Source organism: Streptomyces sp. NPDC093094, assembly GCF_044754345.1.
In the GTDB taxonomy this organism is placed as follows: Bacteria; Actinomycetota; Actinomycetes; order Streptomycetales; family Streptomycetaceae; genus Streptomyces.
This window is the reverse complement of the sequence record NZ_JBIVOX010000006.1, coordinates 144,989-168,665: the sequence shown is the minus strand read 5'-3', so window position 1 is coordinate 168,665 and position 23,677 is coordinate 144,989. Positions and strand designations below refer to the sequence as shown.

Annotated in this window: 19 protein-coding genes; 12 read left to right on the top strand and 7 right to left on the bottom strand. The window is 74.8% G+C overall.

Annotation, left to right across the window (positions count from 1 at the left end; genetic code table 11):
* The first annotated feature begins 65 nt into the window (after nucleotides 1-65).
* Both ACIQGV_RS14305 and ACIQGV_RS14300 read left to right on the top strand, forming a co-directional pair.
* Entirely contained in the window at nucleotides 66-3,830 is a 3,765-nt protein-coding gene (locus tag ACIQGV_RS14305; RefSeq protein ID WP_402494386.1) for a CHAT domain-containing protein, read from the top strand.
* Between the two features lie 454 nt (nucleotides 3,831-4,284).
* Nucleotides 4,285-4,800, top strand: a complete 516-nt coding sequence (locus ACIQGV_RS14300) for a hypothetical protein (protein WP_402494384.1) — start codon at nucleotides 4,285-4,287, stop codon at nucleotides 4,798-4,800.
* Nucleotides 4,801-4,851: 51 nt separating this feature from the next.
* Here the strand turns inward: ACIQGV_RS14300 and ACIQGV_RS14295 are convergent, their stop codons facing one another.
* The gene (locus ACIQGV_RS14295; protein ID WP_402494382.1) at nucleotides 4,852-5,748 is read right to left on the bottom strand and encodes a squalene/phytoene synthase family protein; all 897 of its coding nucleotides are present in this window, start codon (nucleotides 5,746-5,748) and stop codon (nucleotides 4,852-4,854) included.
* 130 nt (nucleotides 5,749-5,878) lie between these two features.
* Entirely contained in the window at nucleotides 5,879-6,514 is a 636-nt protein-coding gene (locus ACIQGV_RS14290) for a TetR/AcrR family transcriptional regulator (protein WP_402494380.1), read from the bottom strand.
* A gap of 69 nt (nucleotides 6,515-6,583) precedes the next feature.
* On the opposite strand from ACIQGV_RS14290, the gene ACIQGV_RS14285 reads away from it, so the two are divergent.
* Together ACIQGV_RS14285 and ACIQGV_RS14280 are read left to right on the top strand one after the other, a co-directional pair.
* Complete coding sequence (locus ACIQGV_RS14285; protein ID WP_402494378.1) at nucleotides 6,584-8,188, top strand: FAD-binding oxidoreductase; 1,605 nt, start codon at nucleotides 6,584-6,586, stop codon at nucleotides 8,186-8,188.
* Between the two features lie 267 nt (nucleotides 8,189-8,455).
* Nucleotides 8,456-10,684, top strand: coding sequence for a DUF1996 domain-containing protein (locus ACIQGV_RS14280; RefSeq protein ID WP_402494984.1), 2,229 nt, complete (start codon nucleotides 8,456-8,458; stop codon nucleotides 10,682-10,684).
* 92 nt (nucleotides 10,685-10,776) lie between these two features.
* Here the strand turns inward: ACIQGV_RS14280 and ACIQGV_RS14275 are convergent, their stop codons facing one another.
* From ACIQGV_RS14275 to ACIQGV_RS14260, 4 genes are read right to left on the bottom strand one after another with little or no spacing between them, the layout of a single operon-like run.
* The gene (locus ACIQGV_RS14275; protein ID WP_402494376.1) at nucleotides 10,777-11,376 is read right to left on the bottom strand and encodes a 2'-5' RNA ligase family protein; all 600 of its coding nucleotides are present in this window, start codon (nucleotides 11,374-11,376) and stop codon (nucleotides 10,777-10,779) included.
* Nucleotides 11,377-11,400: 24 nt separating this feature from the next.
* The gene (locus ACIQGV_RS14270; protein WP_402494374.1) at nucleotides 11,401-12,201 is read right to left on the bottom strand and encodes a metallophosphoesterase; all 801 of its coding nucleotides are present in this window, start codon (nucleotides 12,199-12,201) and stop codon (nucleotides 11,401-11,403) included.
* A complete protein-coding gene (locus ACIQGV_RS14265) occupies nucleotides 12,198-12,443 on the bottom strand; it encodes a hypothetical protein (RefSeq protein WP_402494372.1) in 246 nt (81 codons plus the stop codon). Before ACIQGV_RS14265 ends, ACIQGV_RS14270 begins: the two co-directional genes overlap by 4 nt.
* A complete protein-coding gene (locus ACIQGV_RS14260) occupies nucleotides 12,440-13,123 on the bottom strand; it encodes a hypothetical protein (RefSeq protein WP_402494370.1) in 684 nt (227 codons plus the stop codon). Before ACIQGV_RS14260 ends, ACIQGV_RS14265 begins: the two co-directional genes overlap by 4 nt.
* A 196-nt stretch (nucleotides 13,124-13,319) precedes the next feature.
* Between ACIQGV_RS14260 and ACIQGV_RS14255 the strand changes: the two genes are divergently transcribed.
* The 6 genes from ACIQGV_RS14255 to ACIQGV_RS14230 all read left to right on the top strand — a co-directional run bounded on the left by ACIQGV_RS14255 (nucleotide 13,320) and on the right by ACIQGV_RS14230 (nucleotide 21,825).
* Complete coding sequence (locus ACIQGV_RS14255; protein WP_402494368.1) at nucleotides 13,320-14,654, top strand: acyltransferase; 1,335 nt, start codon at nucleotides 13,320-13,322, stop codon at nucleotides 14,652-14,654.
* 734 nt (nucleotides 14,655-15,388) lie between these two features.
* The gene (locus ACIQGV_RS14250; RefSeq protein WP_402494366.1) at nucleotides 15,389-16,249 is read left to right on the top strand and encodes an ABC transporter ATP-binding protein; all 861 of its coding nucleotides are present in this window, start codon (nucleotides 15,389-15,391) and stop codon (nucleotides 16,247-16,249) included.
* Nucleotides 16,246-17,232, top strand: coding sequence for an iron-siderophore ABC transporter substrate-binding protein (locus tag ACIQGV_RS14245; RefSeq protein WP_402494364.1), 987 nt, complete (start codon nucleotides 16,246-16,248; stop codon nucleotides 17,230-17,232). Before ACIQGV_RS14250 ends, ACIQGV_RS14245 begins: the two co-directional genes overlap by 4 nt.
* Before the next feature lie 4 nt (nucleotides 17,233-17,236).
* Entirely contained in the window at nucleotides 17,237-19,303 is a 2,067-nt protein-coding gene (locus ACIQGV_RS14240) for an iron ABC transporter permease (protein ID WP_402494362.1), read from the top strand.
* Between the two features lie 71 nt (nucleotides 19,304-19,374).
* The gene (locus ACIQGV_RS14235; protein WP_402494360.1) at nucleotides 19,375-20,631 is read left to right on the top strand and encodes an SLC13 family permease; all 1,257 of its coding nucleotides are present in this window, start codon (nucleotides 19,375-19,377) and stop codon (nucleotides 20,629-20,631) included.
* 72 nt (nucleotides 20,632-20,703) lie between these two features.
* Nucleotides 20,704-21,825 (top strand): sulfite oxidase, encoded by a 1,122-nt coding sequence (locus ACIQGV_RS14230; protein WP_402494358.1) that lies wholly within the window; start codon nucleotides 20,704-20,706, stop codon nucleotides 21,823-21,825.
* 185 nt (nucleotides 21,826-22,010) lie between these two features.
* Here the strand turns inward: ACIQGV_RS14230 and ACIQGV_RS14225 are convergent, their stop codons facing one another.
* Nucleotides 22,011-22,664, bottom strand: coding sequence for a beta-glucanase (locus ACIQGV_RS14225; RefSeq protein ID WP_402494356.1), 654 nt, complete (start codon nucleotides 22,662-22,664; stop codon nucleotides 22,011-22,013).
* A gap of 191 nt (nucleotides 22,665-22,855) precedes the next feature.
* On the opposite strand from ACIQGV_RS14225, the gene ACIQGV_RS14220 reads away from it, so the two are divergent.
* Together ACIQGV_RS14220 and ACIQGV_RS14215 are read left to right on the top strand one after the other, a co-directional pair.
* Nucleotides 22,856-23,119, top strand: a complete 264-nt coding sequence (locus ACIQGV_RS14220) for a GlsB/YeaQ/YmgE family stress response membrane protein (RefSeq protein ID WP_402494354.1) — start codon at nucleotides 22,856-22,858, stop codon at nucleotides 23,117-23,119.
* 110 nt (nucleotides 23,120-23,229) lie between these two features.
* A complete protein-coding gene (locus ACIQGV_RS14215; protein ID WP_402494352.1) occupies nucleotides 23,230-23,445 on the top strand; it encodes a hypothetical protein in 216 nt (71 codons plus the stop codon).
* Nucleotides 23,446-23,677 lie beyond the last annotated feature (232 nt).

The window sequence follows — 23,677 nt, the reverse complement described above, 5'->3', positions numbered from 1 at the left end:
AGATCGGGCAGAGTTGAGGGTGGGTCGACATGTCACCGGAGCCGGCAGCGGCGGGGGAGCGACGGGTGAGGTACGACAGGGACCGGTTCGTGCGGGCGGTGCGGGAGCGCCTGGCGCGGGCCGCGGCGGACGACGGCCGGGTGGACGCCCGCGTGGTGTACGGGCCCGGGGCGGACGCGGAACTGCGCGGTCTGCTGCGGGCCGCCGACACGAGGACCGACATGGAGGCCCGGCACGCGGCGGGCTGGCTCTGCGTCGCCCGCGCGGCGGCCGACCCGGGCCGGCGCGGCAGCGTGCACGGCTGCATGGCGGGGACGCTGCTCTTCCCCGTGTGGGCCGCCGAACCGGGCTCCGTACCGCCGGAGCTGGCGGCCGGGTACGAGGCCACCGATCCCGCCGTGCGTCCCGACCCGGCCGACGCGGACGGCCCCGCCGAGTGGTCCGCCGAGAGCGCCGCGTCCGTGATCGCGGCGGAGGGCCGGGAGCACGACGTGCCGCCCGACGCCCCCGAGGACGTGCGCGGGCTCCACCGGCTGGCGGTCCTGCTGGCCTCCCTGACACCCTCGCGCGAGGCCCGCCTCGCCACCGCGGTCGGCTGCGGCAGCCTCGCCGTACTGGCCACACCGGAGTACGACCCCCGGTACGAGGACCGGCGGGCGGCACTGACCCGTGCCCTGGCGCTCGCCGGGGTGCCCTGGCCGTACGAGGACATGTCCGAGGAGTCCGCGGCCGGCGACCCGGTCCTGCTCGCCCACCGCGCCCTCAAGGCCGTCCCCGCCGGCTCCCCCGAACGGCTGCGCGCCCTCTCCGGCCTGGGCGGCCTGCTCCTGGACCGGTACCTGGAGTCGTACGACGCCGAGGACCTCTACGAGGCCGTGGGCATCGCGCGGGACGTGCTGGCCCAGCTGCCGCCCGGCAGCCCGAGTACGCCGCACCGTCTCAGCGCGCTCGGCCGCGCCCTGGTGCTGCTGCGGCAGCGCGAGGGCGCCACGCCGCAGCAGTGCGACGAGGTGGTGGACGTGTGCCGGCGGGCCCTGTCCGGCCACCCCGAACCCGCGCGGGCCGGGCACGACCTCGGGACGGCCCTCGTCCTGAGGGCGCAGTACACCGGCCGGACCGAGGACCTCGACGAGGCGGTCGACGTGTTCACCCGGGCGCTCGCGGCGGCCGGCGGCCCCGGTGAGAGGGCGGCCCTGGACAACGCCCTGGGCAACGCCCTGCGCGCCCGCTCCGCCGCGACCGGCGCGTCCGCCGACCTGGACGCGGCGCTCGCCCTCACCGGCCCGGCCGCCGCACCCCGGCCGGGACCGCATCTGCCCCTCCTCGCCCCCGCGATGGCCCTGTACGCCCGCTACGAGCGCGATCCGCAGGCCCACGGCGCCGACCTGGACGAGGCGCTGCGCCTGCTGCGGCAGGCCGAGGCGCTGATGCCGCCGGGGCATCCCGACCGCCCCACCGCGCTCGGCGACCTGGGCCTGGTGCTGACGGCCTCGTACCGGCGCGGCGGAGAACCCGGGGAGCTGAACGAGGCGGTGCGCTTCCACCGGGAGGCGGTGGACCTCACCCCCGACGGGCACGAGCTGCTCGGTGTGCGGCTGCTCAACCTCGGCACCGCCCTGGGGCTGCGCCACCAGCTCACCGAGGACGGCGAGGACCTGCGGCAGGCCCAGGACTGCCGTCGCCGGGCCGCCGCCCTGCCGGGCCTGGGCCGGGCCCACCGGGCGGGGCTGCTGAGTTCCACGGCGATCAGCCTCGTCATGGGCGTCGACCGCGCCGCCGACCCGGTGGCCCTGCTCGACGAGGCGGTGGACCTGTTCCGGCAGGCGATCGAGGCCACACCCGAAGGCGATCCCCGGCTGTACCGGCGGCGCCACGGCCTCGCGGTGGCCCTGCTGCTGCGCTTCTCCCGTGCCGTGCGCGTCGCCGACGTCCGGGAGGCACGCGAGGTGGCCGACGCGGTCGTCGCGGAGCTCGACGCGCACGCGCCCGACCTGCCGAGTGCCCTCATGGTGGCGGCGGCCGCCCGGTTCGCGAACCCCCTCGCCCTGCTGTCCTCGGCGCCCCGGGAGGAGGCGGTCGCGCTGATGCGCCGCGCGGTCGACGCCACCCCGCCCGGCGACCCCCGGCGCACCACGCGGCTCACGAGCCTCGGCAACGCCCTGCGCGGCCGCGGGCCCGGCCGCCGACGCCGTACGGCGGATCTGGCCCGGGCCGCGGACGTGTTCGAGACGGCGGCCCGGGAGGAGAGCGGCGTGCCCTCCCAGCGTCTGGAGGCGGCCCGCGCCTGGGGCGACACGCGGGCGGAACTGGGCGACTGGCAGGGCGCCCTGGACGGCTACGTCGTGGCCGTCGATCTGCTGCCGGCCGTGGCGCCCCGCCATCTGGTCCGCGACGACCAGGAGTTCCTGCTGGGCCGGACCGTCGGCCTCGGGGCCGCGGCGGCCGCCTGCGCGGTGCGCTGCGGCCGGCCCGGTCTCGCCGTCGGCCTGCTCGAACGGGCCAGGGGGGTGATCCTCTCCCACGCCTTCGACGCCGACAGCGATCTGACCCTGCTGAGGGAGGCCGCGCCGGACCTCGCCGCCCGCTTCGAGGAACTCCGCGACGCCCTCGACGCCGCCACCGACACCCGGGAGTTCCTCCAGGACGAGGCGGCGGCCGGCCCCCGCGCCGATCTGCGGCAGCGGCTGGCGGCCGGATGGCGGGAGGTCACCGACCGGATCCGCGCCGAGCACCCCGGGCTGGGACTGCTGCGTCCGGTGCGGGACCGGGAGGAGAGCGAACTGCGGGCCGCCGCCGCCGACGGCCCGGTGGTCCTGGTGGACGTCTCGCCCCACGGCAGCCACGCCCTCGTCGTCACCGAGACCTCCGTCGACGCCGTGCCGCTGCCCGGGCTCGACCCGGAGGCCACGGCGGCACGCCGGCGGACCTTCGAGGACGCGCTGGTCCGCCTCCGCACGCCCGGCATCTCCCGCAGACAGTCGCAGCGCGCCCAGCAGGACGTCCGGCAGACCCTCGGCTGGCTGTGGCAGGCGGTCACCGGCCCGGTCCTCGACCGGCTGCCCGCCGCCACGCGGGTGTGGTGGTCGCCCGGCGGCCTCCTGGGCACGCTGCCCCTGCACGCGGCGGGCCCCGACGGCGCTCCCGGCGCCCTGGACCGGGTCGTCTCCTCCTACACGCCGACGCTGCGGGCCCTGCACCACGCCCGCCGGCGGCTGTCCCGGCCCGCGGGCCGCGGCACCCTCGTGGTGAGCGTCGCGCAGGCCGCCGGGCAGGCCCCGCTGCCGGGCGCCCGCCGTGAGGCCGACCGGCTGACCCGCGTCCTGCCCGGCGCCTCGCTGCTGGCCGACTCCTCCGCCACGCACTCCGCGGTCGTCGCGGCCCTGCACCGCAACGCCCACGTCCACTTCGCCTGCCACGCCCTCGGCGACCTGGAGCGCCCCTCCGGCAGCCGGCTCGTCCTGCACGACCATCTCGAACGCCCGCTGACCGTACGCGACCTGGCCCGGCTGCGGCTGCCGTCGGTCCGCCTCGCCTACCTCTCCGCCTGCGACACCCTGCGCACCAGCCCCGAGCTGGCCGACGAGGCCGTCCACATCGTCAGCGCCTTCCAGATGGCGGGTTTCCCCCATGTGATCGGCTCGCTGTGGCACGTCGACGACGTCATCGGCGCCGAGGTCGCCCACGGCGTCTACGCGGCCCTGGACACCGGCGACGGCACCCTCGACGTCACCCGCACCGCCGAGGCCCTCCACCACGCCGTACGCGCCTTGCGCGACACCTACCCCCGGACCCCGAGCCTCTGGGCGTGCCAGGTGCACGCCGGGCCCTGAGGACCCCCGGGGCCGAAAGCCGCGAGGCCGGGCCCCGGGCCCCGGCGCCGGGGCGTGCGCCGCTGCGGCATGCCGCCCGGGGCCGGTGACGGCCGCCGGCCGTCACCGGCTTCCTCAGGCGCTCCTCGTCGCCGGGGCCGGCCCGGCACATCCGTGCCGTCTCCCCGGCCCGGCCGAACCGTTCCGGTGGCAGCCCCGGGCGGCCGGTCCGTACGCCCTGCGCGGCTCCCCCTCCGCGGTCGCGCCGCGCATCTCACCACGCCCAGGCGGAAGCAGGCGTCCGGGTGCCGCGGGCGCGACCGGATTCCGTGCCCGCAGGGCGGTCCGGCGCAGGCGATGCCGGCAATCCGTTTTGTCCTCTGGCCGACGCGCGTAGACCCCGGGCATCATCGGTCCGCACCACCTGCACAGCCGTCCCCCCAGGAATCGTGGCCCACCGCAGGAAGGTCCCCGCATGAAAGCCGTCAAGGCACCCAGGCTCCGCTCGGTCCTCACCTCTCTCGCCCTGGTCGTCGCCCCCGGTGCCGCCGTCGTCGGCACCGCCGGAGAGGCGTTCGCCGTCACCAAGATCAGTCACGCCACCGCGACCTCGATGTTCAGCCAGGTCGGCATCACCTGGTCGTCGTCCGGCGGCTGCTCCAACCGCAACAACTCCACCTGCACGTCGTTCGACCAGCTCAACCTGGCCACCGCCCAGGGCGCCCAGACCCTCAAGCGTGCCAGCGGCTGCGCCCTGAACATCACCGGCGGCACCGAGACCGGCCACGCCTCCGGCACGTACTCGCACTGGAACGGCTACAAGCTCGACTTCGGCAAGTACACCTGCGTCGGGAACTACATCAAGAACACCTTCACCTACATCGGCCTGCGCGGCGACGGCGCCCCGCAGTGGCGCTCCGGCTCCGGCAACGTCTACGCCGACGAGGGCAACCACTGGGACGTCACGTACTACAACTGCGGCGGCTGCTGAGCCCGTCCGCGGCCCGTCCGGCTCCGGGTGTCTGCGGGGGCCTGCCGGGGGTCACGCCCTGCGGCGGGCCCTCAGCAGCGCCCGCAGCGTGCCCGTCAGGGGCGGTGACGCCGGGCCGCCCAGCAGCCGGGTGCCGCGGGCGAGGACCGCGTCCGCGGTGAGCAGCTCGATGTCGACCAGAGCTTCGAACAGCGGCCGGCCGGAGGGCGCCGCCAGGCCGGCCACCTCCCTGGCCGAGTCCAGCGCCGCGCGCGCCGTCCGCACCTGCTCGGTCACCAACCGGCCCAGCGCGGACGGTTCATGACCTGACCTCAGGTCCGCCACGCTCACCGAGAAGCGCCGCAGCGCGTCCTCCGGGATGCCCAGCCGCCCCTCCCGGAGGTCCTCGGCGAGGTCGTTGACGAAGTCCAGCCGCTGGCTGCCCTCGATGAGCCCGCGGCAGGCCGAGCGGTACCGCTCCCGGCCCGTCTCCGGCGCGAGCAGCGTGCCGACCAGCATGAAGGCGGGCAGCGAGTACGCGTCCAGATATGCCTGGTAGTCGGCCTCACCGGCGAACCCGGCGAAGTCCAGCTCGGCCCCGGCCGTGTCCAGGTACTCCTCCACGGCCCCCCGCAGCCGCGGGCACCGGTCGACCGTGCCGAGCAGCGTGCGGATCAGCGGGTCGTCGCCGTGCCCGGTCTCCAGAGCCTTGCGCACCCGCTGTTCCCAGTCCGCCCACGCCATGACCCGCTGCGCCTTCGGTCCCGTGTCCAGGAGGCTGTCCCCGTGGTCCATGAACGCGGTGGCCGCCAGCGCGTGAGGCTGCAGCGCGGGCGGCAGCAGCACGCGCGCGGCGATGTACGAGGAGCGGCGGTGGCTCCGTACCGCCGCTCTCTGGGCCCCGTAGGCGCTGCGCAGTTCCGGCTCACGGATCCCTGCGGCGTCCAGACACCGATTCCATGCCGTCATGGGCCGATCGTAGGGGGCGGCTCCCCGCGGGCGTCGATCTCCGGCCACGCGGCGAGGACGCCCGCCGGCGGTCCGCGCCGGGCGCGGGACCGGCGGGCCGGTGACGTGCGGGTCCCCCGGGCCGGCCGGCTCAGACGCCGTCGTCGGCGGCGAGGACCGTGCGGCCGACGGCGAACAGCCGCGCGCAGCGCCGCGCCATGGCGTCGGGCGACTCCTCGGGGTGGTTGATCCACCAGCGGACCAGGGCGGTGGCGAGGCCGCGCCAGGCGTGCTTGAGGGCGTCCGCGTCGAGCGGGTCGGCGGAACCGGCCGCGCGCAGCAGGTCGGCGGTGCCGGACGCCGCGAGGCCGTCGACGGCGCCGCGATAGTACGCCGCGCGCCCGGCGGCGTCGCTGCCGGGCGGCAGTGAGCCGTCGTAGAGCACGAACCACGCCTCGCGCTGCCCGTCCAGGGCGGTGAACAGACCGTGCAGCACCCGCAGCGGCGTGGGCGGCGCGTCGGTGCCGCCCTGCGCCATCGCGGTGCGGACGGCATCCAGCAGCCGCTCGCCGACCGGGTCCAGGCACGCCAGGAAGAGGTCCTGCTTGCTGCCGAAGTACTGGTGCAGCAGGGCCTTGGTGACGTCCACGCGCGCGGCGATGCCGGCCATGGTCGCGCCCTCGTAGCCGCGGCGGCCGAACTCCTCGACGGCCGCGGCCAGGATCTGCTGTTCACGTGCGGCCCTCGGCACGCCCTTGGTGCCGGCCCTGGGACGAGGCGTTGTCATGCCATTGAATTTACCCTACGGTAATTTACCGTCCGGTCAGTTACCTGGATCCCGCTGGGAGCGACCCCCGTGCACGAGACCACGACCGACCCCCGCACCCCCCGCCTCCGCTCCTGGTGGGGCTGGGGCTACGCCGACGCCCACCCCGACGACACCGAGTGCGTCGCCATGGGCGCCCTGCTCCCGGGCACCCTGGCCCGCCCGCTGCCGGTACCCCGGGTGGCCGGCCTGTCCGTCGGGCGCCCGGCCGTCACGCCCCCGCCCGCCCTCGCGCACCTGGTCACCGCCGACCCCGGGGCGCGGGCCGCCCACGCCATGGGCAAGGCGTACCGCGACGTCGCCCGGGCCCTGCGCGGCCGGCCCGGACGGATTCCCGACCTGGTCGCCCGACCGGCCGGCGACCAGGACGTGGCCGACCTGCTCGACTGGGCGGGCGGGCACGACGTGGCCGTGATCCCCTTCGGCGGAGGCTCCTCGGTGGTGGGCGGCGTGGAGTACCGCGGCGACGACCGCCGTGCCGTGCTGTCGCTGGACCTGACCGCGATGGACCGGGTCCTGGAGATCGACACCGGCAGCCGCTCCGCGCGGATCCAGGCCGGTGCCCTCGGCCCTGTGCTGGAGGACCAGCTGCGGCCCCACGGCCTGACCCTGCGCCACTTCCCGCAGAGCTTCGAGTTCTCCACCCTCGGCGGCTGGCTGGCCACCCGGGCGGGCGGCCACTACGCCACCGGGCACACCCACATCGACGACTTCGTCCAGTCCCTGCGCGTGGTCACGCCCGCCGGCACGAGCGCGTCCTGGCGGCTGCCCGCGTCCGGCGCGGGTCCGTCGCCCGACCGGCTCTTCCTCGGCTCCGAGGGCACGCTCGGCGTCATCACCGAGGCATGGATGCGCCTGCGGGAACGCCCCCGGCACAAGGCATCGGCGTCCGTGGCCTTCACCGGCTTCCGCCGGGCCCTCGACGCGGTCCGGGCGGTCGCGCAGTCCGACCTGGCCCCGGCCAACTGCCGGCTGCTCGACCCCGGCGAGGCCGCGCTGTCCGGCGCCTCCCACGACGGCTCCGCCGTGCTCGTCCTCGGCTTCGAGTCCGCCACGGCCCCCGTCGACTCCCGGCTGGCGAGCGCGGTCGAACTGGCCCGTGCCCACGGAGGCCGCGCCGAAGCGCCCTCGGCGGACCGCGACGCCCCGGCCGACGCGGCCGTGACCGCCTGGCGCTCCGCGTTCCTGCGCATGCCGTACCTGAGGGACGGACTGGCCCGTATGGGCGCCGTCGTCGAGACCTTCGAGACGGCCGCCACCTGGGACGCGCTGCCCGCGCTCGTCGACGCCGTCCGCACCGAGGTGGGTGCCGCGGCGCGGAAGGCCACGGGACACGACGCCCTGGTCAACTGCCGCCTCACGCACGTCTACCCGGACGGCGCCGCCCCCTACTTCACCGTGCTCGTGGCCGGCCGCCCCGGCGACGAGGTGGCGGTCTGGGACGACATCAAGGCCGTCGCGAGCGACGTACTGCACCGTCACCGCGCCACGATCACCCACCATCACGCCGTCGGCCGCGACCACCGCCCCGCCTACGACCTCCAGCGCCCGGAACCCTTCGCGCTGGCTCTGCGCGCCGTGAAGAACGCGCTGGACCCGCACGGCATCCTCAACCCCGGTGTCCTGATCGGCTGAGGGGCTGAGGGGCTGAGGGGCTGAGGGGCTGAGGGGCTGAGGGGCTGAGGGCGGTGGCCCCGCACGCCTGCTCTCCCTCCTTCCTCCGGAAGGGAGTTCGGGAAAATACCGGGCCGGCTGAACACGCGGGCGCCGCGCTCCGTATAGGGACCCCAAGGGGGGAACCGATGCCCGGCTCGACCAACGCGTAGGAGTACGACCGTGAGACGCAGCACGCGCAGACGCCCGACCGGCGCAAGGCGCGCGACCCTTGCAGCTGTCGCCCTGATGCTGGGCGGCGGCGGACTTGTGGCGGTGAACGTGTACGCCTCGGCCACCGACGGCGGCGCGGACGGCGGATCGGCGTGGGGCGCGGCCACGATCGACTGCCCGGACGTGGGCGAGCAGCTCACGTCGGTGCCGGACCAGGCCCGGGAGGAGGTCGACAAGGAACTCGCCCAGCTGGACCAGCAGATCGCCGACGCGTACAAGCAGCTGCAGGACCAGACCGCGCAGGGCGCCTCCGGCTCGCCCGAGGAACTGATCGTGCAGCCGCTGAACGACCAGCGCGCCGGGACCATCGACCGTATCGGCTCGGCTCTGGACAACGCGGGCGACCGGCCGGAGGGACTGGACTCCCTGGCCGCGTGCACGCTGCGGCAGACCGAGGGCACGCAGGAAGGCGAGGGTGACGGCCAGCAGAACGACGGCGGCCAGGACGGCGGTCAGAACGACGGCGGCCAGCAGGACGGCGGCGGTCAGGACGACGGCGGTCAGCAGGGCAACGGCGGCCAGGCCGGCAACGGACCCGTGGCCGCGGACTACCAGGACATCACGTCCGTCCAGCCCAACGCCGGCGGCCTTCCCCAGGGCGACGGTGCCTCCACGGGCACCTTCACCTCCAGCTGCGGCGTGAACGCCGAGGGCCTGTTCAACTCGGACAACGTGATCGTCGCGCCCGGTGTCACCAACGGCGCCCACCACTTCCACGACTACATCGGCAACCAGGCCAACGACGCCTTCGCGAGCGACGACGACCTGGCGGCCGCCGGCACCAGCTGTGTGGACCAGGGCGACAAGTCCTCGTACTACTGGCCCGTGGTGCGGCTCCAGAACGGCACGCAGGAGCAGGACGCCCAGTCGCCCGGCGGCGGCATCGAGGGCAACGCCGGTGAGATCGTCACGCCGAAGGAGGTCACGCTGACGTTCGTGGGCAGCCAGTCCGGCGAGGTCACCGCGATGCCCCGGCTCATGCGGATCATCACCGGGGACGCCAAGGCGTTCGTCAACGGACCCGGCAACGCGAACGCCTCCTGGAGCTGCACCGGCTTCGAGGACCGGCAGCTGAAGGACAAGTACCCGCTCTGCCCGTCCGGCAGCGACGTCGTGCGCACCTTCAAGTTCCAGAGCTGCTGGGACGGCCGCAACATCGACAGTGCCAACCACCGTACCCACGTGGCCTTCGCCGACGGATCCGGCAACTGCCCCGGCGGTTTCCAGGCGATCCCGCAGCTGGTGCAGCGCATCGTCTACGACGTGGACGCGCCCAGCCTCGACGACGGCGGCCGTACGACTCCCCTGTTCGCGGTCGACTCCTTCCCCGAGCAGCTGCACAAGCCGGTGACCGACCACGGCGACTTCATCAACGTCTTCGACGAGGGCCTGATGGGGGAGATGGTCGACTGCATCAACAGCGGCCGGCAGTGCGGCGCGGGCGGCGGCGACAACGGCGGTGACACCGGTGGTGGTGACAACGGCGGTGACAACACTGGCGGTGGTGACAACGGCGGTAACACCGGTGGTGGTGACAACGCTGGTGACACCGGTGGTGGTGACAACGGCGGTGACAACACTGGCGGTGGTGACAACGGCGGTAACACCGGTGGTGGTGACAACGCTGGTAACACCGGCGGTGGTGACAACGGCGGTAACACCGGTGGTGGTGACAACGCTGGTGACACCGGCGGTGGCGACAACGGCGGTGACAACACTGGCGGTGGTGACAACGGCGGCAACACCGGTGGTGGCGACAACGGCGGTGACAACACCGGCGGCAACACCGGCGGCGGCAACGGCGGTGAGCAGCCGAGCGAGCCGAACCAGCCGGGTGACGGTGCCGGCCAGCCGGCCGAGCCCGCCGAGCCCGGCGACGGTTCGGGCGGAGCCGGTGAGCCGTCCGAGGCCCCTCGTGGTGAGGATCCGGCCGCGCCTGCGGTGAACGACCCGAACCCCGTACAGCCGAAGTCGGCCAACACGGCCAACACGACCGAAACGGCCACCACGTCGGGCGGGACCGGGACCGGGACCGGCGCCGGTGACACCTCCGGTGCGGTCGACACGTCCGGCAACGACGGCGCGGGCGCGTCGGACGCCCAGCAGGCGGCCGCCCCGCAGGGCGGGAGCGGACCCCTCGCCGAGACCGGCGCGAACCTGTGGCCGGCGGCAGCCGGATCGGCTCTTCTGATCGCGGGAGGCTTCCTCCTCATGCGGACCAGGAGGCGCGCGGCGGGCCGCTGACACATCCCGTCGTCCCCGGCACACCCTGCCCCCGGCCCGCTCGTCTCCCCGACGGCGCCGGGGGCAGGGTGCGTCACGGGACGTGCGGTCCCTCAAAACTCCTCCGGCCGGCGGATCTCGCCCGTGCCGAGGACGATCACGGCCCGGCTCCGCATCGGCTCCTCGCCGCGCCGGGAGAGCAGCGTCACCTCCCCGACCGGCGCCGACAGCACGCCGAGCCGGACGGCGCACTCGGCGGCCAGCCGCTCCGGCGCCGTGGTGCGGCCGAGCGACAGGTGCGGGGTGAACCGGCCGCCGTGCCCCTGACAGAGCGGGAACCGCCGCGTCAGCTCCCGCCGCAGCCGGACCCACGGCGCCGGGTCCGCGGCGGCCGGGTCCAGCCACACCGTGGCGTAGCGCCGGTGCCGGAAGTACCGCACACCCGCCAGACGGGCCGTGAACGCCGGACACCGCTCCGCGGCGGCGGACAGCAGCGGCAGGGCCCGCTCGAAGTCGTCCTCCGGCACGAACCCGAACAGCAGGTTCACATGCGGTGGCCAGCGCCGTATCTGCGGATCGTGCTCCCAGCGGATGTCCTGGATCACCGGCCGGATCTCCCGCGGCGGCAGCCAGGCCACCGCCGTCCGGGGCGTCGGGGCCGCTTCGAGCGCATCGGCCGGCTCGGCCCCGCCGAAGGGTGCCGTCCCGTCCACGGGGCCATGGTGCCAAAGAACTCCTCAGCCCGCGTCGCCCGGCGCCGGGACCCTCACGCCGCCGGGCTCACCGGCCGCGACGCCGCCGCCGGGGTCCTGAGCGGCCGGGTGCAGGTGGTACACGTGGAAGGCCCGGCCGATGACCGGCTGGGCCACGTTGCGCACGCGCACACCGCCGCTGGTCATCCCGTGCTCCGTGCCGATGTGGGCGTGCCCGTGCACCGCCAGGTCGGCGCCGGCCGTGTCGATCGCCTCGGCCAGCAGATAGCTGCCGAGGAACGGATAGATCTCCGGCGGCTCGCCCACCAGCGTGTCCGGCACGGGGGAGAAGTGGGTCAGCGCGATCCGCACGGCGCAGTCCTGGCCGCCGAGCCGGTCCAGTGCCGCGCCCAGGCTGTCGGCGCTCCTGCGGGTGCAGCGGACGAACTCCTTCATCAGCGGCTCGCCGAACTCCCCGGCGCTGCGGCCGGCGAACCCGCCGCCGAACCCCTTGGTCCCGGCGACGCCGATACGGCCGTGCGCGCTGTCCACCACCGTCTCCTGCCCTTCGAGCACCCGTGCGCCACCGTCCCGGAGGATCGCGGTGACCTCCTCGGGCCGTTCGTCGTGGTGGTCGTGGTTGCCCAGGACGGCCACGACCGGCACGCCCAGGTCCTTGATCTCCCGCGCCACCACCCCGGCCTCCTCGGGCGTGCCGTGCCGGGTCAGATCACCGGCCAGGAGCAGGACGTCGGCGCAGTCGCGCAGGGTCTCGAACGCGGGGCGCAGCACGCCCTGGCTGTCGGGCCCCATGTGGATGTCCCCGACGGCTGCGACGCGGATCATGTCAGCTCCTCGGCCCGGCCGGGGGACGACGTCTCGGCGACCACCAGGTCGCAGTGGACGACGAGCCCGGTCAGCGCCTCGCCGGCGACCCGCCGGATCTCGTCGCGGCAGTGCGCGGACGGCACGGTCCCGGTCACCAGCACCGAGTCGCCGTGCACCGCGACCTGCACCCCCAGTTCGGCCGTCGGCCCCTGCGCCAGGCGTTCCCGCAGGTGGGCGACACGGTAGTCGAGGTTCGTCATGGCTGCTCCCTCCGCGGCGAGACGACGTCCAGACGTTCCAGCAGGAAGAGGAAGGCGGCGGGCATCGGCTGCTCACCGCACTCGTGCCGTACCTGGTCCCAGTCGATCTTCTCCCGCAGTGCCCGGGCGACGGGCAGCACCGAGCCGAAGTCGCAGTAGTGCTCGGTGAACGCCGAGAGCAGGCTCGACATGAGGTCCGTGGCCGACAGCACCGGCATCCGTACCGACTCCACCGGCATCTCCACGGCGCGGTCGAGCATCTGCGTGGTGACCGGGCGGTGCGCCAGCCGGAAGATGATGTCGACCTCCTGCCCGAGACACCGGCTCTTCAGCAGCCAGTCCTCGGGCGGCGTCCGCACGTCCAGCCCGCCCTCACGCAGGGTGACGGCGACCGCCTCGGCGTCCTCGGCCCGCACGCAGAAGTCGACGTCGTGCTGGAGCCCGGTGCTCGTGCCATGGGCGTACGCGGCGACGCTGCCGGCCAGTGCGAACCGGTGCTTCTGCCGCTTGAGCAGGGTCGCCACCTGCTTGGTCGCCTCCAGGATCGCCTGTGTCCGGTCCCTCGGCAGGTCCTCGCGCGCGGGCACCTCGTCGAGCGCGGGGGCGCGCGCCGCGGCCAGCCGGAGCTCGGCCGCGCCCGCGCGCCGGGCAGAAGCCGGGTCCTCACCCTGCTGCGTCATGACCACTCCCTTCGCCGCCCACGGCCCTGTCGCACGGCACCTGGGCAGCCCGTTCCACGACCCGTCCCAAGTACCCGGCGCCCTCCCTTCGACACGGCCCGTGCACGAGCCCGCCGGAAGCACCCGGAAGTACTCAGGCGCGGACTGAGTATCCGAGCGCTGACGCCCGCCCCCCGCCGCACGGCACCGTGCCCGTATGGGAATCACCGGAAGCCCCGCGGGCCGCGGGGCCGGCGTGCGGGGACTGGCCGCGGCCACCCCCGCGTCACGGGACCGCTATGTCGACCTGCTGCGCGTCGCCTCGCTGGCGGTCGTCGTCCTCGGCCACTGGCTGATGGCCGCCGTGACCGCCGACGGCGAGGTCGGCAACCTCCTCGCCGTCGTGCCCGGCCTCCAGATCCTCACCTGGGCCCTCCAGGTCATGCCGGTCTTCTTCTTCGTCGGCGGCTTCTCGCACGCCCTCGCCCACCGTTCATGCCCCCGGTACGCGGCCTTCCTGCGGGCCCGGCTCCAGCGGCTGCTGCGGCCCACGGCGGTGTTCATCGGCATGTGGGGCGTGCTCGCCCTCGCCGTTCAACTGCTCGGCGCGGACGGCGGTCTGACCGGGGTCGCCCTCAGGCTGGTCGCCCAGCCGCTGTGGTTCATCGGCATCTACCTCGCGATGGTCGCCCTCACCCCGCCGCTGCTGCGGCTGCACGGCGACCGGGGATGGGGTGCCTTCGCCGTCCTGGTCACGGGCGCGGTCCTGGTGGACGTGCTGCGGTTCGCGGCCGGAGTGCCGTACGTGGAGTTCCTGAACTTCGCCTTCGTCTGGCTGGCGATCCATCAGCTCGGTTTCCTGCGCGCCGACGGAATGATCCGCCGCCCCGCGTTCCTCGCCGCCGCCGGCCTCGTGGGCGCCGCACTGCTCGTCGCCCTCGGACCGTATCCGCTGTCGATGGTCGGCATGCCCGGCGAGAAGGTGTCCAACATGGCCCCGCCGACCCTCGCCCTGCTCTGCCACGGCCTGTGGCTGGTCGGCGCGGTCGAGCTGCTGAGGGGCCCCGGTGCCCGGTTCGCCGCACGGGCGCGGGTCTGGCGGGCGGTCGTCGCCGCGAACGGCATCGCGATGACCGCGTTCCTGTGGCATCTGACCGCGATGCTCGGCGTGTACGGGGCGCTGCTCGCCCTCGGCGTACGTCTGCCCGGGCCGGCCACGGCCGCCTGGTGGGCCCACGTTCCGCTGCGGCTCGCGGCCGCGGCCGCCCTCACCGCGCTGCTGGTGACGCTCTTCCGCCGCTTCGAGCGGCCGTCCCCGGCCGCGCCCTCGACCGGTGCGGGCGGCCCGCTCGCCGCTCTCGGCATCACGCTCGCGCTGTTCGGTGTCCTCGGCCTGTCGATGACCGGCTTCGGCGGCCTCCTGGAGGGCCGCAGCGCCACCCTGGTCGCCGTACGCGTGACCGCTCCCGCGGCCGTCGCGATGACCCTCGCGGGCTGGTTCCTGGTGGAACGCGCGGGCCGGGCCGTGCTCCGGCCGCCGGCCGGCGACTGAGCTCCGCCACCGGGACGCCGCCCGAAACGGTGGCGCCACCGGGACGCCGCCGGAAACCGTGGCGCCACCGGGACGCCGCCGGAAACCGTGGCGCCACCGGGACGCCGCCCGAAACGGTGCCGCCCCCGGTGTGCCGGAAGCTGTGCCGCTGCCGGTGTGCCGAAGCATCCGTCGTCGTCGGTATGCCGAAACCCCCGTCGTCGTCGGTGTGCCGGAAGCCGTGCCGCCCCCGGTGTGCCGGAAGCCGTGCCGCCGCCGGTGTGCCGAAACCCCCGTCGTCGTCGGTGTGCCGGAAGCCGTGCCGCCGCCGGTGTGCCGAAACCCCCGTCGTCGTCGGTGTGCCGGAAGCCGTGCCGCCGCCGGTGTGCCGAAGCACCCGTCGTCTCCGGTGTGTCGGAGCACGCGGTGCCGCCGGTGTGTCCGAAGACGCGGTGCCGTCGGTCCGTTCACCCGTGAGCCGGCCGTGTGCGGGGCCCACGCCGGCAGGCGTGCCCGCGCACGATCCGCCGCCCCCGCACGGTCGCCGAAGGCGCCGACGTGCCCGTCTCCTCGCCGGGGGAGGCCCGGGCCGTCGGCACGGTCGTCCTCGACGGAGGCCGCGGGGCAGGCGAGTTCCTGGTCCACGGCGTCGTCGCCCGGGACCTCCGGGCCGCGAGCCGGCCTTCGCGCGTTGGCCGGATTCCGTCTTGCGGACTGGCTTTGCGGATCACTTAGGTTAGGCTAACCTCATCCGCGTGCAAGCTGGTGAACAGACCGCCGCGGCCGGACGCCCCCGTGGTCATGAACTCTCGGCCACGGGTGTCACCGTGGCGTACGACGGCGTCGACGTCGTCCACGACGCCTCGATGACCCTGCGGCCGGGCGAGGTGACCGTCCTGGTCGGCCCCAACGGCAGCGGGAAGTCCACGCTGCTGCGCACCCTCGCGCGGCTTCAGCGGCCCCGGACCGCGACGCTCGTCGTCGACGGCGACACGGACGGACTGGCCCTGAGCCCCCGTGAGTTCTCGCGCCGGGTCGCCCTGCTGACCCAGGGCCGGCCCACCCCCGGCGGACTGACCGTACGCGACCTCGTCGAGTTCGGGCGCTACCCCTACCGGGGGCGCTGGGGCCGGGCCGACCCGGACGGCCGGGCCGCCGTCGACCGCGCGCTGGCCCTCACCGGAGTCGCGGAGCTCGCCGAGCGCGGGGCCGAGCACCTCTCCGGAGGCCAGCTCCAGCGGGTGTGGCTCGCGAGCTGCCTCGCCCAGGAGACCGGCGTGCTCCTCCTCGACGAACCCACCACCTACCTCGACCTGCGCTACCAGGTCGAACTCCTCGACCTCGTCCGCGACCTGGCCGACGACCACGGGATCGCCGTGGGCGCCGTCCTGCACGACCTCGACCAGGCCGCGGCCGTCGCCGACCGGACCGTGCTGCTGCACGCGGGCCGGATCGTCGCCGACGGCCCGCCCGAGGACGTCCTGACCGCCGAGCGGCTGACCGGCACCTACGGCATCCGCATCGAGGTCGGCACCGACCCCCTCACGGGCCGGCTGCGCACCCGCGCGATCGGCCGGCACCACAAGCGAAGCGAAAGGCTCGGCACCTTCTCATGAGACGCCTCCTCCTCACCGCGGCGGCCGCCACCGCCGCGGCCCTCACCCTGACCGCCTGCGGGACCACCGAGCCCGCCGCCGACGCCAAGGCCGAGCCCCCCGCCTCCCGGGCCGTCACCCTCACCGACGCCTCCGGCGCGAAGGTCGAACTCCCCGGCCCGGCCAAGAAGGTCGTCGGCACCGAGTGGCACGAGGTCGAGCTGCTGGTCTCGCTGGGCGTCGACCCGGTCGGCGTCGCCGACGTCAAGGGCTACACCACCTGGGACCAGGCCGTTCCGCTCAAGAACGAGCCCAAGGACATCGGCACCCGCGGCGAGCCCAGCATGGACACGATCGCCTCCCTCGCCCCGGACCTCATCGTCGCCAGCACCGACCTCCCGCCGGCCGCCGTCAAGCAACTGCGCGCCGTCGCCCCGGTCGTGGAGGTGCGCTCCGCCGACGCCGCCGACCCGCTCGGGCAGATGACGGAGAACCTCGACCTGCTCGCGAAGGCCACCGGCACCACCGAGCGGGCCGAGAAGATCAAGAAGGACTTCGACACGAAGCTCGCCGAGGGCAGGAAGGCCCTCGCGGACGCCGGCCTCGCCGGCGCGAAGTACGCCTTCGCCGACGGCTACGACGTCTCCAACCAGGTGTCCATCAGGCCCTACACCAGTGGCTCGCTCATCGGCGCGGTCAACGAGAAGCTCGGCCTGAAGAACGACTGGAAGGTCAAGGGCGACGAGGCGTACGGCCTCGGCACCACCGACGTCGAGGGCCTCACCCGGCTCGGCGACGACGTCCGCTTCGCCTACATAGGCAACGACGGCGACAAGGGCAGCACCCCCTTCACCGGCGCCCTCGCCAAGGACAAGGTGTGGACCTCGCTGCCGTTCGTGAAGAAGGGCAACGTCCACCGGCTTCCCGACGGCATCTGGATGTTCGGCGGCCCCGAGTCGATGAGCCGCTACATCGACTCCGTCGTCTCGGAGCTGACGAAGTAACAGCATGGCCGTCACCGCCACCACCCCCGCCACCCGTCCGCCGGCGGCCCCGACCCGGACGGGCGCGGCCGCGGTGACGGCCGCGCTCGTCCTGCTGGTCGCCGTCCTCGCGGTCGCCGACATCACCCAGGGCACGGCCGCCGTCGGCCCGGACGAGGTCCTCAAGGCCCTCACCGGCCGCGCCGACGCGGCCGACGCCTCCGTCGTCGTCGCCTCCCGGCTCCCGCGCATGACTGCGGGCCTCCTCGTCGGTGCCATGCTCGGCGCGGCGGGCGCCGCCCTCCAGGCCGTCAGCCGCAACGTGCTCGCCGCGCCCGACACCCTCGCCGTCAACGCCGGCTCCTACCTGGCCCTCGGCCTGGTCGCCGTCACCGGGGTCTCGCTGCCCCTCCTCGCCTCCTCCGGCGTCGCGCTCCTCGGCAGCCTCGCCGCCGCGGCCGTCGTGCTGGGCCTGTCCGGCCTCGGCGCGGGCACCGTACGCCTCGTGCTCGCCGGCACCGCCCTCGCGCTCGGCCTCACCGCCGTCACCGAGGGACTGCTGCTGCTCTTTCCCGAGGAGACCCACGGCCTCTACCGGTGGAACCAGGGCAGCATCGCCCAGAGCGGGTTCGACGGCGTGCTCCGGATGGCGCCCCTCGGTCTCGTCGGCCTGCTCGGTCTGCTGCTGGCCGCCCGCAGGGTGGACGCGCTCGCCCTCGGCGACGACGCCGCCCGCGGTCTCGGCGTGCCGGTCCGCGCCACCCGGATCACGGCGGTCGTCCTCGCGGCGCTGCTGTCCTCGGCGGCGGTCACCCTCGCCGGACCGATCGGCTTCGTCGGCCTGTGCGCCCCGGCCCTGGTGCGCCCCCTCAGCCGCAGGTTCCATGCCTTCGCCCGGTCCCGGGCCCGCCTGCCGGCCGCGGCCCTCACCGGCGCCGCGCTGGTGCTCGGCTCGGACGTCCTGCTGCGGGCCGCCGTCCCGGCCGACCTGGCCGTCGCCGTGCCGACCGGTGTCGTCACCAGCCTCGTCGGCGCCGTGTTCATGGTCGTCATGGCCGTCCGGCTCAAGGACACCGCGTCCGCCGCCGCACCCGACCGGATCCGCATCCGCAGCCGCGCCGTCTTCCTGACCACCACGGCCGTCCTGGTGGCGGTGGTCGTCGGTGTGACGCTCGCCGCGGTGCTGCTGGGCGACACCAAGCTGCTGCTGGGCGACGTCGTGAACTGGGCGCAGGGCCGGGCGGGCCGGACCGTGTCCTTCGTGCTCGACACCCGGGTGCCCCGGGTCCTCGCGGCGCTGTCCGCGGGCGCGGCACTCGCCCTGGCCGGCACGCTCATCCAGGCCGTGACCCGCAACCCGCTCGCCGAGCCCGCCGTCCTCGGCGTGTCCGGCGGCGCCGCCCTCGGTGCCGTCCTCATGGTGACGACCGTGCCCCTGGCCGGGGCGTGGAGCCTCGCGGGCGCGGCGTTCGCGGGCGCCGCGATCAGTTCCGTCGTCGTCTTCGGACTGGCCGCGCGGGGCGGGTTCCAGCAGAACCGGCTCGTCCTCGTCGGCATCGGGGTCGCCACCGCCACGACCGCCCTGATCAGCCTGCTGATCGTCCTCACCGACCCGTTCAACGCGGTCAAGGCCCTCACCTGGCTGTCCGGCTCCACCTACGGGCGGACCCTGCCGGACGTCGCCCCGCTCGCGGGCGTCCTCGCCGTGGGCACGGCCGTCGCGATGCTGCGGCGCACCGAGCTGGACCTGGTGTCGCTCGACGAGGACACGCCGAGGCTGCTGGGACTGGACCTGGCGCGGGGACGCCTCGGCTTCCTCGCCCTGGGCGTGCTGCTGAGCGCCACCGCCGTCGCGGCCGCCGGCACCATCGGCTTCGTGGGACTGGTCGCCCCGCACGCCGCGCGGGCCCTCGTCGGCCGCCGCCACGCCCGGGTGGTCCCCGTCGCCCTGCTGCTCGGTGCCGCGCTGGTGTGCGCCGCGGACCTGCTGGGCCGTACCGTGATCGCGCCCGCCCAGCTCGGCGCCGGCATGACGACCGCCGTGATCGGCACGCCGTACTTCCTCCATCTGCTGGTCCGCAGCCGCCGCTGAGACGTCCGCGGCGGCCCCCGGAGCGGTCCTGCGAGGGGGGCGGTGATCCGGGCCGGGCCGGGGCCCGGATCATGGAGGACGTGCTGCTCGAGTCCGTTTCCGTCGCCGCGCTGGTCGTGGTGCTGGTGTGTGCCGTCGTCCGCCCCTTCGGCCGGCCGGAGGCCGCCTTCGCGGTGCCCGCCGCCGCCCTCGTGATCCTCACGGGGGCGATCCCGCTGGAGGACGTCCGGGAGGAGGCCGCCCGGCTCGGCCCGGTGATCGGCTTCCTCGCGGCGATCCTGGTCCTCGCCAAGCTCTGCGACGACGAGGGACTCTTCCACGCCTGCGGAACCTGGATGGCCCGCTGGGCGCACCGGCGGCCGCGCCGGCTGCTCGGCGCGGTCTTCGCCCTGGCCTCCGCGATCACGGCCGCGCTGAGCCTGGACGCCACGGTGGTCCTGCTGACCCCGGTGGTCTTCGCCACCGCCGCCCGCATGGGCACCCGGCCCAAGCCGCACGTCTACGCGAGCGCCCATCTGTCGAACACGGCCTCCCTGCTGCTGCCCGTGTCGAACCTGACGAACCTGCTCGCGTTCACCGCCACCGGGCTCACCTTCACCCGCTTCGCGGCGCTGATGCTGCTGCCGTGGCTGGCCGCGATCGCTGTCGAGTACGCCGTCCTGCGCCGCTTCTTCGCGGCCGACCTGGACGCCCCGACCGAACCCGCCCAGCCGGAGGAGCCTCCGGAGCTGCCGCTGTTCGCCCTGGTGACGGTGGCGGCGACGCTGGCGGGGTTCGCGGTGGCCTCGGCGCTCGGCGTCGACCCGGCCTGGGCCGCGGCGGCGGGCGCGGCCGTCATGGCCGTACGGGCCCTGCTGCGCCGCCACACCACCCCGGCTGCGATCCTCCGCTCGGCGTCCGTGCCGTTCCTCGCCTTCGTCCTCGCCCTCGGCATCGTCGTACGGGCCGTGATCGACAACGGCCTCGGGGACGCCCTCGGCCGTGTCGTGCCGGACGGGGCCTCGCTGCCCGCGCTGCTCGGCACCGCCGCCCTCGCCGCGCTCCTCGCGAACCTGATCAACAACCTGCCCGCCGTCCTCGCCCTCGTCCCCCTGGCCGCGCCGTCCGGACCCGGCGCGGTCCTGGCGGTCCTCCTGGGCGTGAACATCGGCCCCAACCTCACCTACGCGGGCTCGCTGGCCACCCTGCTGTGGCGGCGCATCGCCCACCACCACGACCACGACGTCGAGCTGAGGGAGTTCACCCTCCTCGGCCTGCTCACCGTCCCCGCCGCCCTGCTCGCCTCGACCCTCGCCCTGTGGGTCTCGCTGGAGGTCGTGGGGCCCTGACCCGGCCGGTCGCCGGTCGCCGGGCGCCGGTCGCCGCAGGCGCAGGCGGGGAACGCGGGCGACAATCGTGGCATGGGACGGCGGATCGCCGAGGTGAGCACGCCCGCCCGGCTCGCCGGGCCGGACGAGGGGCTGGGCCGGGACGAGCTGGGCCTGGCCGCACGCAATCACGGCCTGCCGCTGGAGGCCCTGCGCCACGACCTCACCCCGCCCGGGCTGCACTACGTCCTGACGCACTACGACATCCCCTACGTGCCGGACGAGACCGCCTGGCGCCTCATGGTCGGCGGACGCGTGCACCGCTCCCTGAGCCTGTCTCCGGCGCGGCTGCGCGGCTACCCGGCGGTCACCGCACGGGTCACCCTGGAGTGCGCCGGCAACGGCAGGGCCCTGCTGACCCCACGGCCGGTGAGCCAGCCCTGGCTGGTCGAGGCCGCGGGCACGGCCGACTGGACGGGAGTGCCGCTGCGTGTGCTCCTCGACGAGGCCGGGGTGCGGTCCGACGCCGTCGACGTCGTGTTCACCGGCGCGGACCACGGCGTCGAGCGGGGCAAGGAGCAGGACTACCGGCGAAGCCTTCCGCTCGGCGTCGCCACCGGTGACGACCCCGAGGTGCTGGTGGCCTACGCGATGAACGGCATGCCGCTGCCTCCCCAGCACGGCAGTCCGCTGCGTCTCGTGGTACCCGGCTGGTACGGCATGGCGCACGTGAAGTGGCTGCGCGAGATCACCGTCGCCGACACGCCCTTCACCGGCTTCCAGCAGTCCGTGGCCTACCGGATCAGGCAGGAGCCCGGGGACGAGGGCGAACCGGTCACCCGTATCGCTCCCCGCGCGCTGATGGTCCCGCCCGGCTTCCCGGACTTCATGTCCCGGACCCGGTTCGTCGCGCCCGGCACGGTCACGCTCGAAGGGCGGGCGTGGTCGGGACGCGCCCCCGTGACGGGGGTGGAGGTGAGCACGGACGACGGCGCGACCTGGCAGCCGGCCGGGCTCGAACCGGAGCACGGACACCGCTGGGCCTGGCGCCGCTGGTCGCACACCTGGACGGCCGTGCCCGGCGAGCACGTCCTGTGCGCCCGCGCCCGTGATGCGGCGGGCAACGTCCAGCCCGTCGAACAGGCATGGAACCGGGGCGGGTTCGCGAACAACGCCGTCCAGCGGGTCCCGGTGCTGTGCACCGGCTCTCCCTGACGGCCGTCCCCGCCACCGGCCTCGGCCGCCGCCGGGCGGCCGTCACCCGGCGAACGCCTCCCCGGACGCACCGGGTTCCTGGCCGACGCCGCTCCGCGAACCCCCGCACCTGCGCGGCGTCGTCGCTCGTCGCCCGCTTCATGAGCCCCCGGGAAGGCCGCGCGGCCCGTGATCGCGAACCTGCTTCACCACCCCCTGCGCACGACAAGGCTCCGCACCTCGTACGACAGCTCCTTCGCGGCGGCGTCGGGCCGGGGGTGGTAACGGCCCGCGCACACCGACAGGTTGACGATGAGGTAGGCCCGCCAGTCCGCCCCGACGCCGAGACGGTCGGCGAAGATCTCACGGCCGTTCAGCCTCCAGACCACGCTGCGTCTGCCGAACTGGGCACTCAGGTCGACGACGGCGCCGGGCCGGACGGCGGCGTCCCGGATGTAACGCCCCGACCGGCGGACATGGTTGGTGAGCTCCAGCAGATCGGGGTTGTCCGGGTGGTACTCGAACACATCGACCTCGTTGCCCCCGTCCCGCCAGGTCCAGACGGCAGGCCAGGCGCCGACCCCGACGGGCAGGCGCACCCGGGCCTCGAGCGTGTCGCCGGTGCGCACCATGAAGCCCTGGGCGCTGCCTTCGGTGGTGAGCAGCCCCGCGTCCCAGAAGCCGTCGGTCCGGCGGGTGGCACGGAAGGTTCCGGTACGGGAGTAGGCCGGGTCCGCGGTCAGGTGGTCGAGTTTGTCGTCCCGGGGATTGGTGGGGCCGCCGTTCGGATAGGCCCAGGACCGCCCGGCCACCCACTGGTGGGCCGAGGTGAAGTCGGCGACGAAAACGACATCGTTCATGTTCCGTTCCCTTCGTCGCGCGCACGGAGAGCGCCGAAGGAGACCTCCCCCGGGCCGCCGGGCCCATGCGACGACCCGGACCCCCGGGCCCGCCTTTCACGCGAACGAGTGAGAACAGGTCCACTCCCGACTGAATGTCGCTCGAACGGGCACTCGTACGTCCCCGACGAGTGAGGAGCGGTGGAGCAGTCATGGAGATATCAGGCTTGATCAGCGCCATCGTCATCGGCGTCGTGATCGGTGTCCTCGGCAGGCTCGTCGTCCCCGGGCGCCAGCGGATCGGCGTCCTGTGGACCATCGCGATCGGCATCGTCGCCGCGCTCATCGGCACGGCCGTCGCCTCCGGTCTCGGCGTGGCCGACACCGACGGTGTCGACTGGGTCGAGTGGCTCATCCAGATCGCACTCGCCGGGCTCGGCGTGGCGGCGGTCAGCAAGGTCAAGGTGCGGCACTGAGCCGCCCCGTACGGATGCCGCCCGGACGGCACCACGGTGCACGTGTCGGGCGTGTCCGCGGACGAGGCCCGGGTGCTTCCGGTGAGGCTGCCGGGCGACGAGGGGCCGCAGTGACCGCTGTGGTCAACGGCCTCCAGGGGCTGCCGGATCCCCGGAACCCGCGGGCGTCGTTCATCGGCTCCGGCACGGTCGAGCGGTCCGGACGCGAGGACCTGCCCGACGTCGGCGAGGGGGTCCCCACCGTGGCCCGGCTGCTCGCGGCGTCGGGTGCGTGGACACCGCGGGGTCCTGTTCCGGGCGATGGCGCTGTCGTCTCCTCCCCCTGACCCACGGTCAGAAGTCCGGAGACGAAACGCAGGGAGCCGTCGGCCGCGGAGGGCGACGGGCTGTGAAGCCGTGTGCCGGACGACGGGGCACCGCCGGAGCGTTCCCGCGGGCGAAGAAGTGCGGACCGTGTGCGTTCCCGCGGCGGAGAAGCACAGCGGGGAACCGCGGGGAGCACTCACTGCTCCTGGAGGGTGACCGCGACGCCGGGGTGCGCCGGTCCGTCGCCGTCGG

Excerpts from the sequence above, each read along its gene's own strand:
- ACIQGV_RS14300 (WP_402494384.1), top strand. The coding sequence starts at position 4,285 with ATGAAAGCCGTCAAGGCACCCAGGCTCCGCTCGGTCCTCACCTCTCTC.
- ACIQGV_RS14295 (WP_402494382.1), bottom strand. The coding sequence starts at position 5,748 with ATGACGGCATGGAATCGGTGTCTGGACGCCGCAGGGATCCGTGAGCCG.
- ACIQGV_RS14290 (WP_402494380.1), bottom strand. The coding sequence starts at position 6,514 with ATGACAACGCCTCGTCCCAGGGCCGGCACCAAGGGCGTGCCGAGGGCC.
- ACIQGV_RS14280 (WP_402494984.1), top strand. The coding sequence starts at position 8,456 with ATGCTGGGCGGCGGCGGACTTGTGGCGGTGAACGTGTACGCCTCGGCC.
- ACIQGV_RS14270 (WP_402494374.1), bottom strand. The coding sequence starts at position 12,201 with ATGATCCGCGTCGCAGCCGTCGGGGACATCCACATGGGGCCCGACAGC.
- ACIQGV_RS14265 (WP_402494372.1), bottom strand. The coding sequence starts at position 12,443 with ATGACGAACCTCGACTACCGTGTCGCCCACCTGCGGGAACGCCTGGCG.
- ACIQGV_RS14260 (WP_402494370.1), bottom strand. The coding sequence starts at position 13,123 with ATGACGCAGCAGGGTGAGGACCCGGCTTCTGCCCGGCGCGCGGGCGCG.
- ACIQGV_RS14255 (WP_402494368.1), top strand. The coding sequence starts at position 13,320 with ATGGGAATCACCGGAAGCCCCGCGGGCCGCGGGGCCGGCGTGCGGGGA.
- ACIQGV_RS14245 (WP_402494364.1), top strand. The coding sequence starts at position 16,246 with ATGAGACGCCTCCTCCTCACCGCGGCGGCCGCCACCGCCGCGGCCCTC.
- ACIQGV_RS14240 (WP_402494362.1), top strand. The coding sequence starts at position 17,237 with ATGGCCGTCACCGCCACCACCCCCGCCACCCGTCCGCCGGCGGCCCCG.
- ACIQGV_RS14235 (WP_402494360.1), top strand. The coding sequence starts at position 19,375 with ATGGAGGACGTGCTGCTCGAGTCCGTTTCCGTCGCCGCGCTGGTCGTG.
- ACIQGV_RS14230 (WP_402494358.1), top strand. The coding sequence starts at position 20,704 with ATGGGACGGCGGATCGCCGAGGTGAGCACGCCCGCCCGGCTCGCCGGG.
- ACIQGV_RS14225 (WP_402494356.1), bottom strand. The coding sequence starts at position 22,664 with ATGAACGATGTCGTTTTCGTCGCCGACTTCACCTCGGCCCACCAGTGG.
- ACIQGV_RS14220 (WP_402494354.1), top strand. The coding sequence starts at position 22,856 with ATGGAGATATCAGGCTTGATCAGCGCCATCGTCATCGGCGTCGTGATC.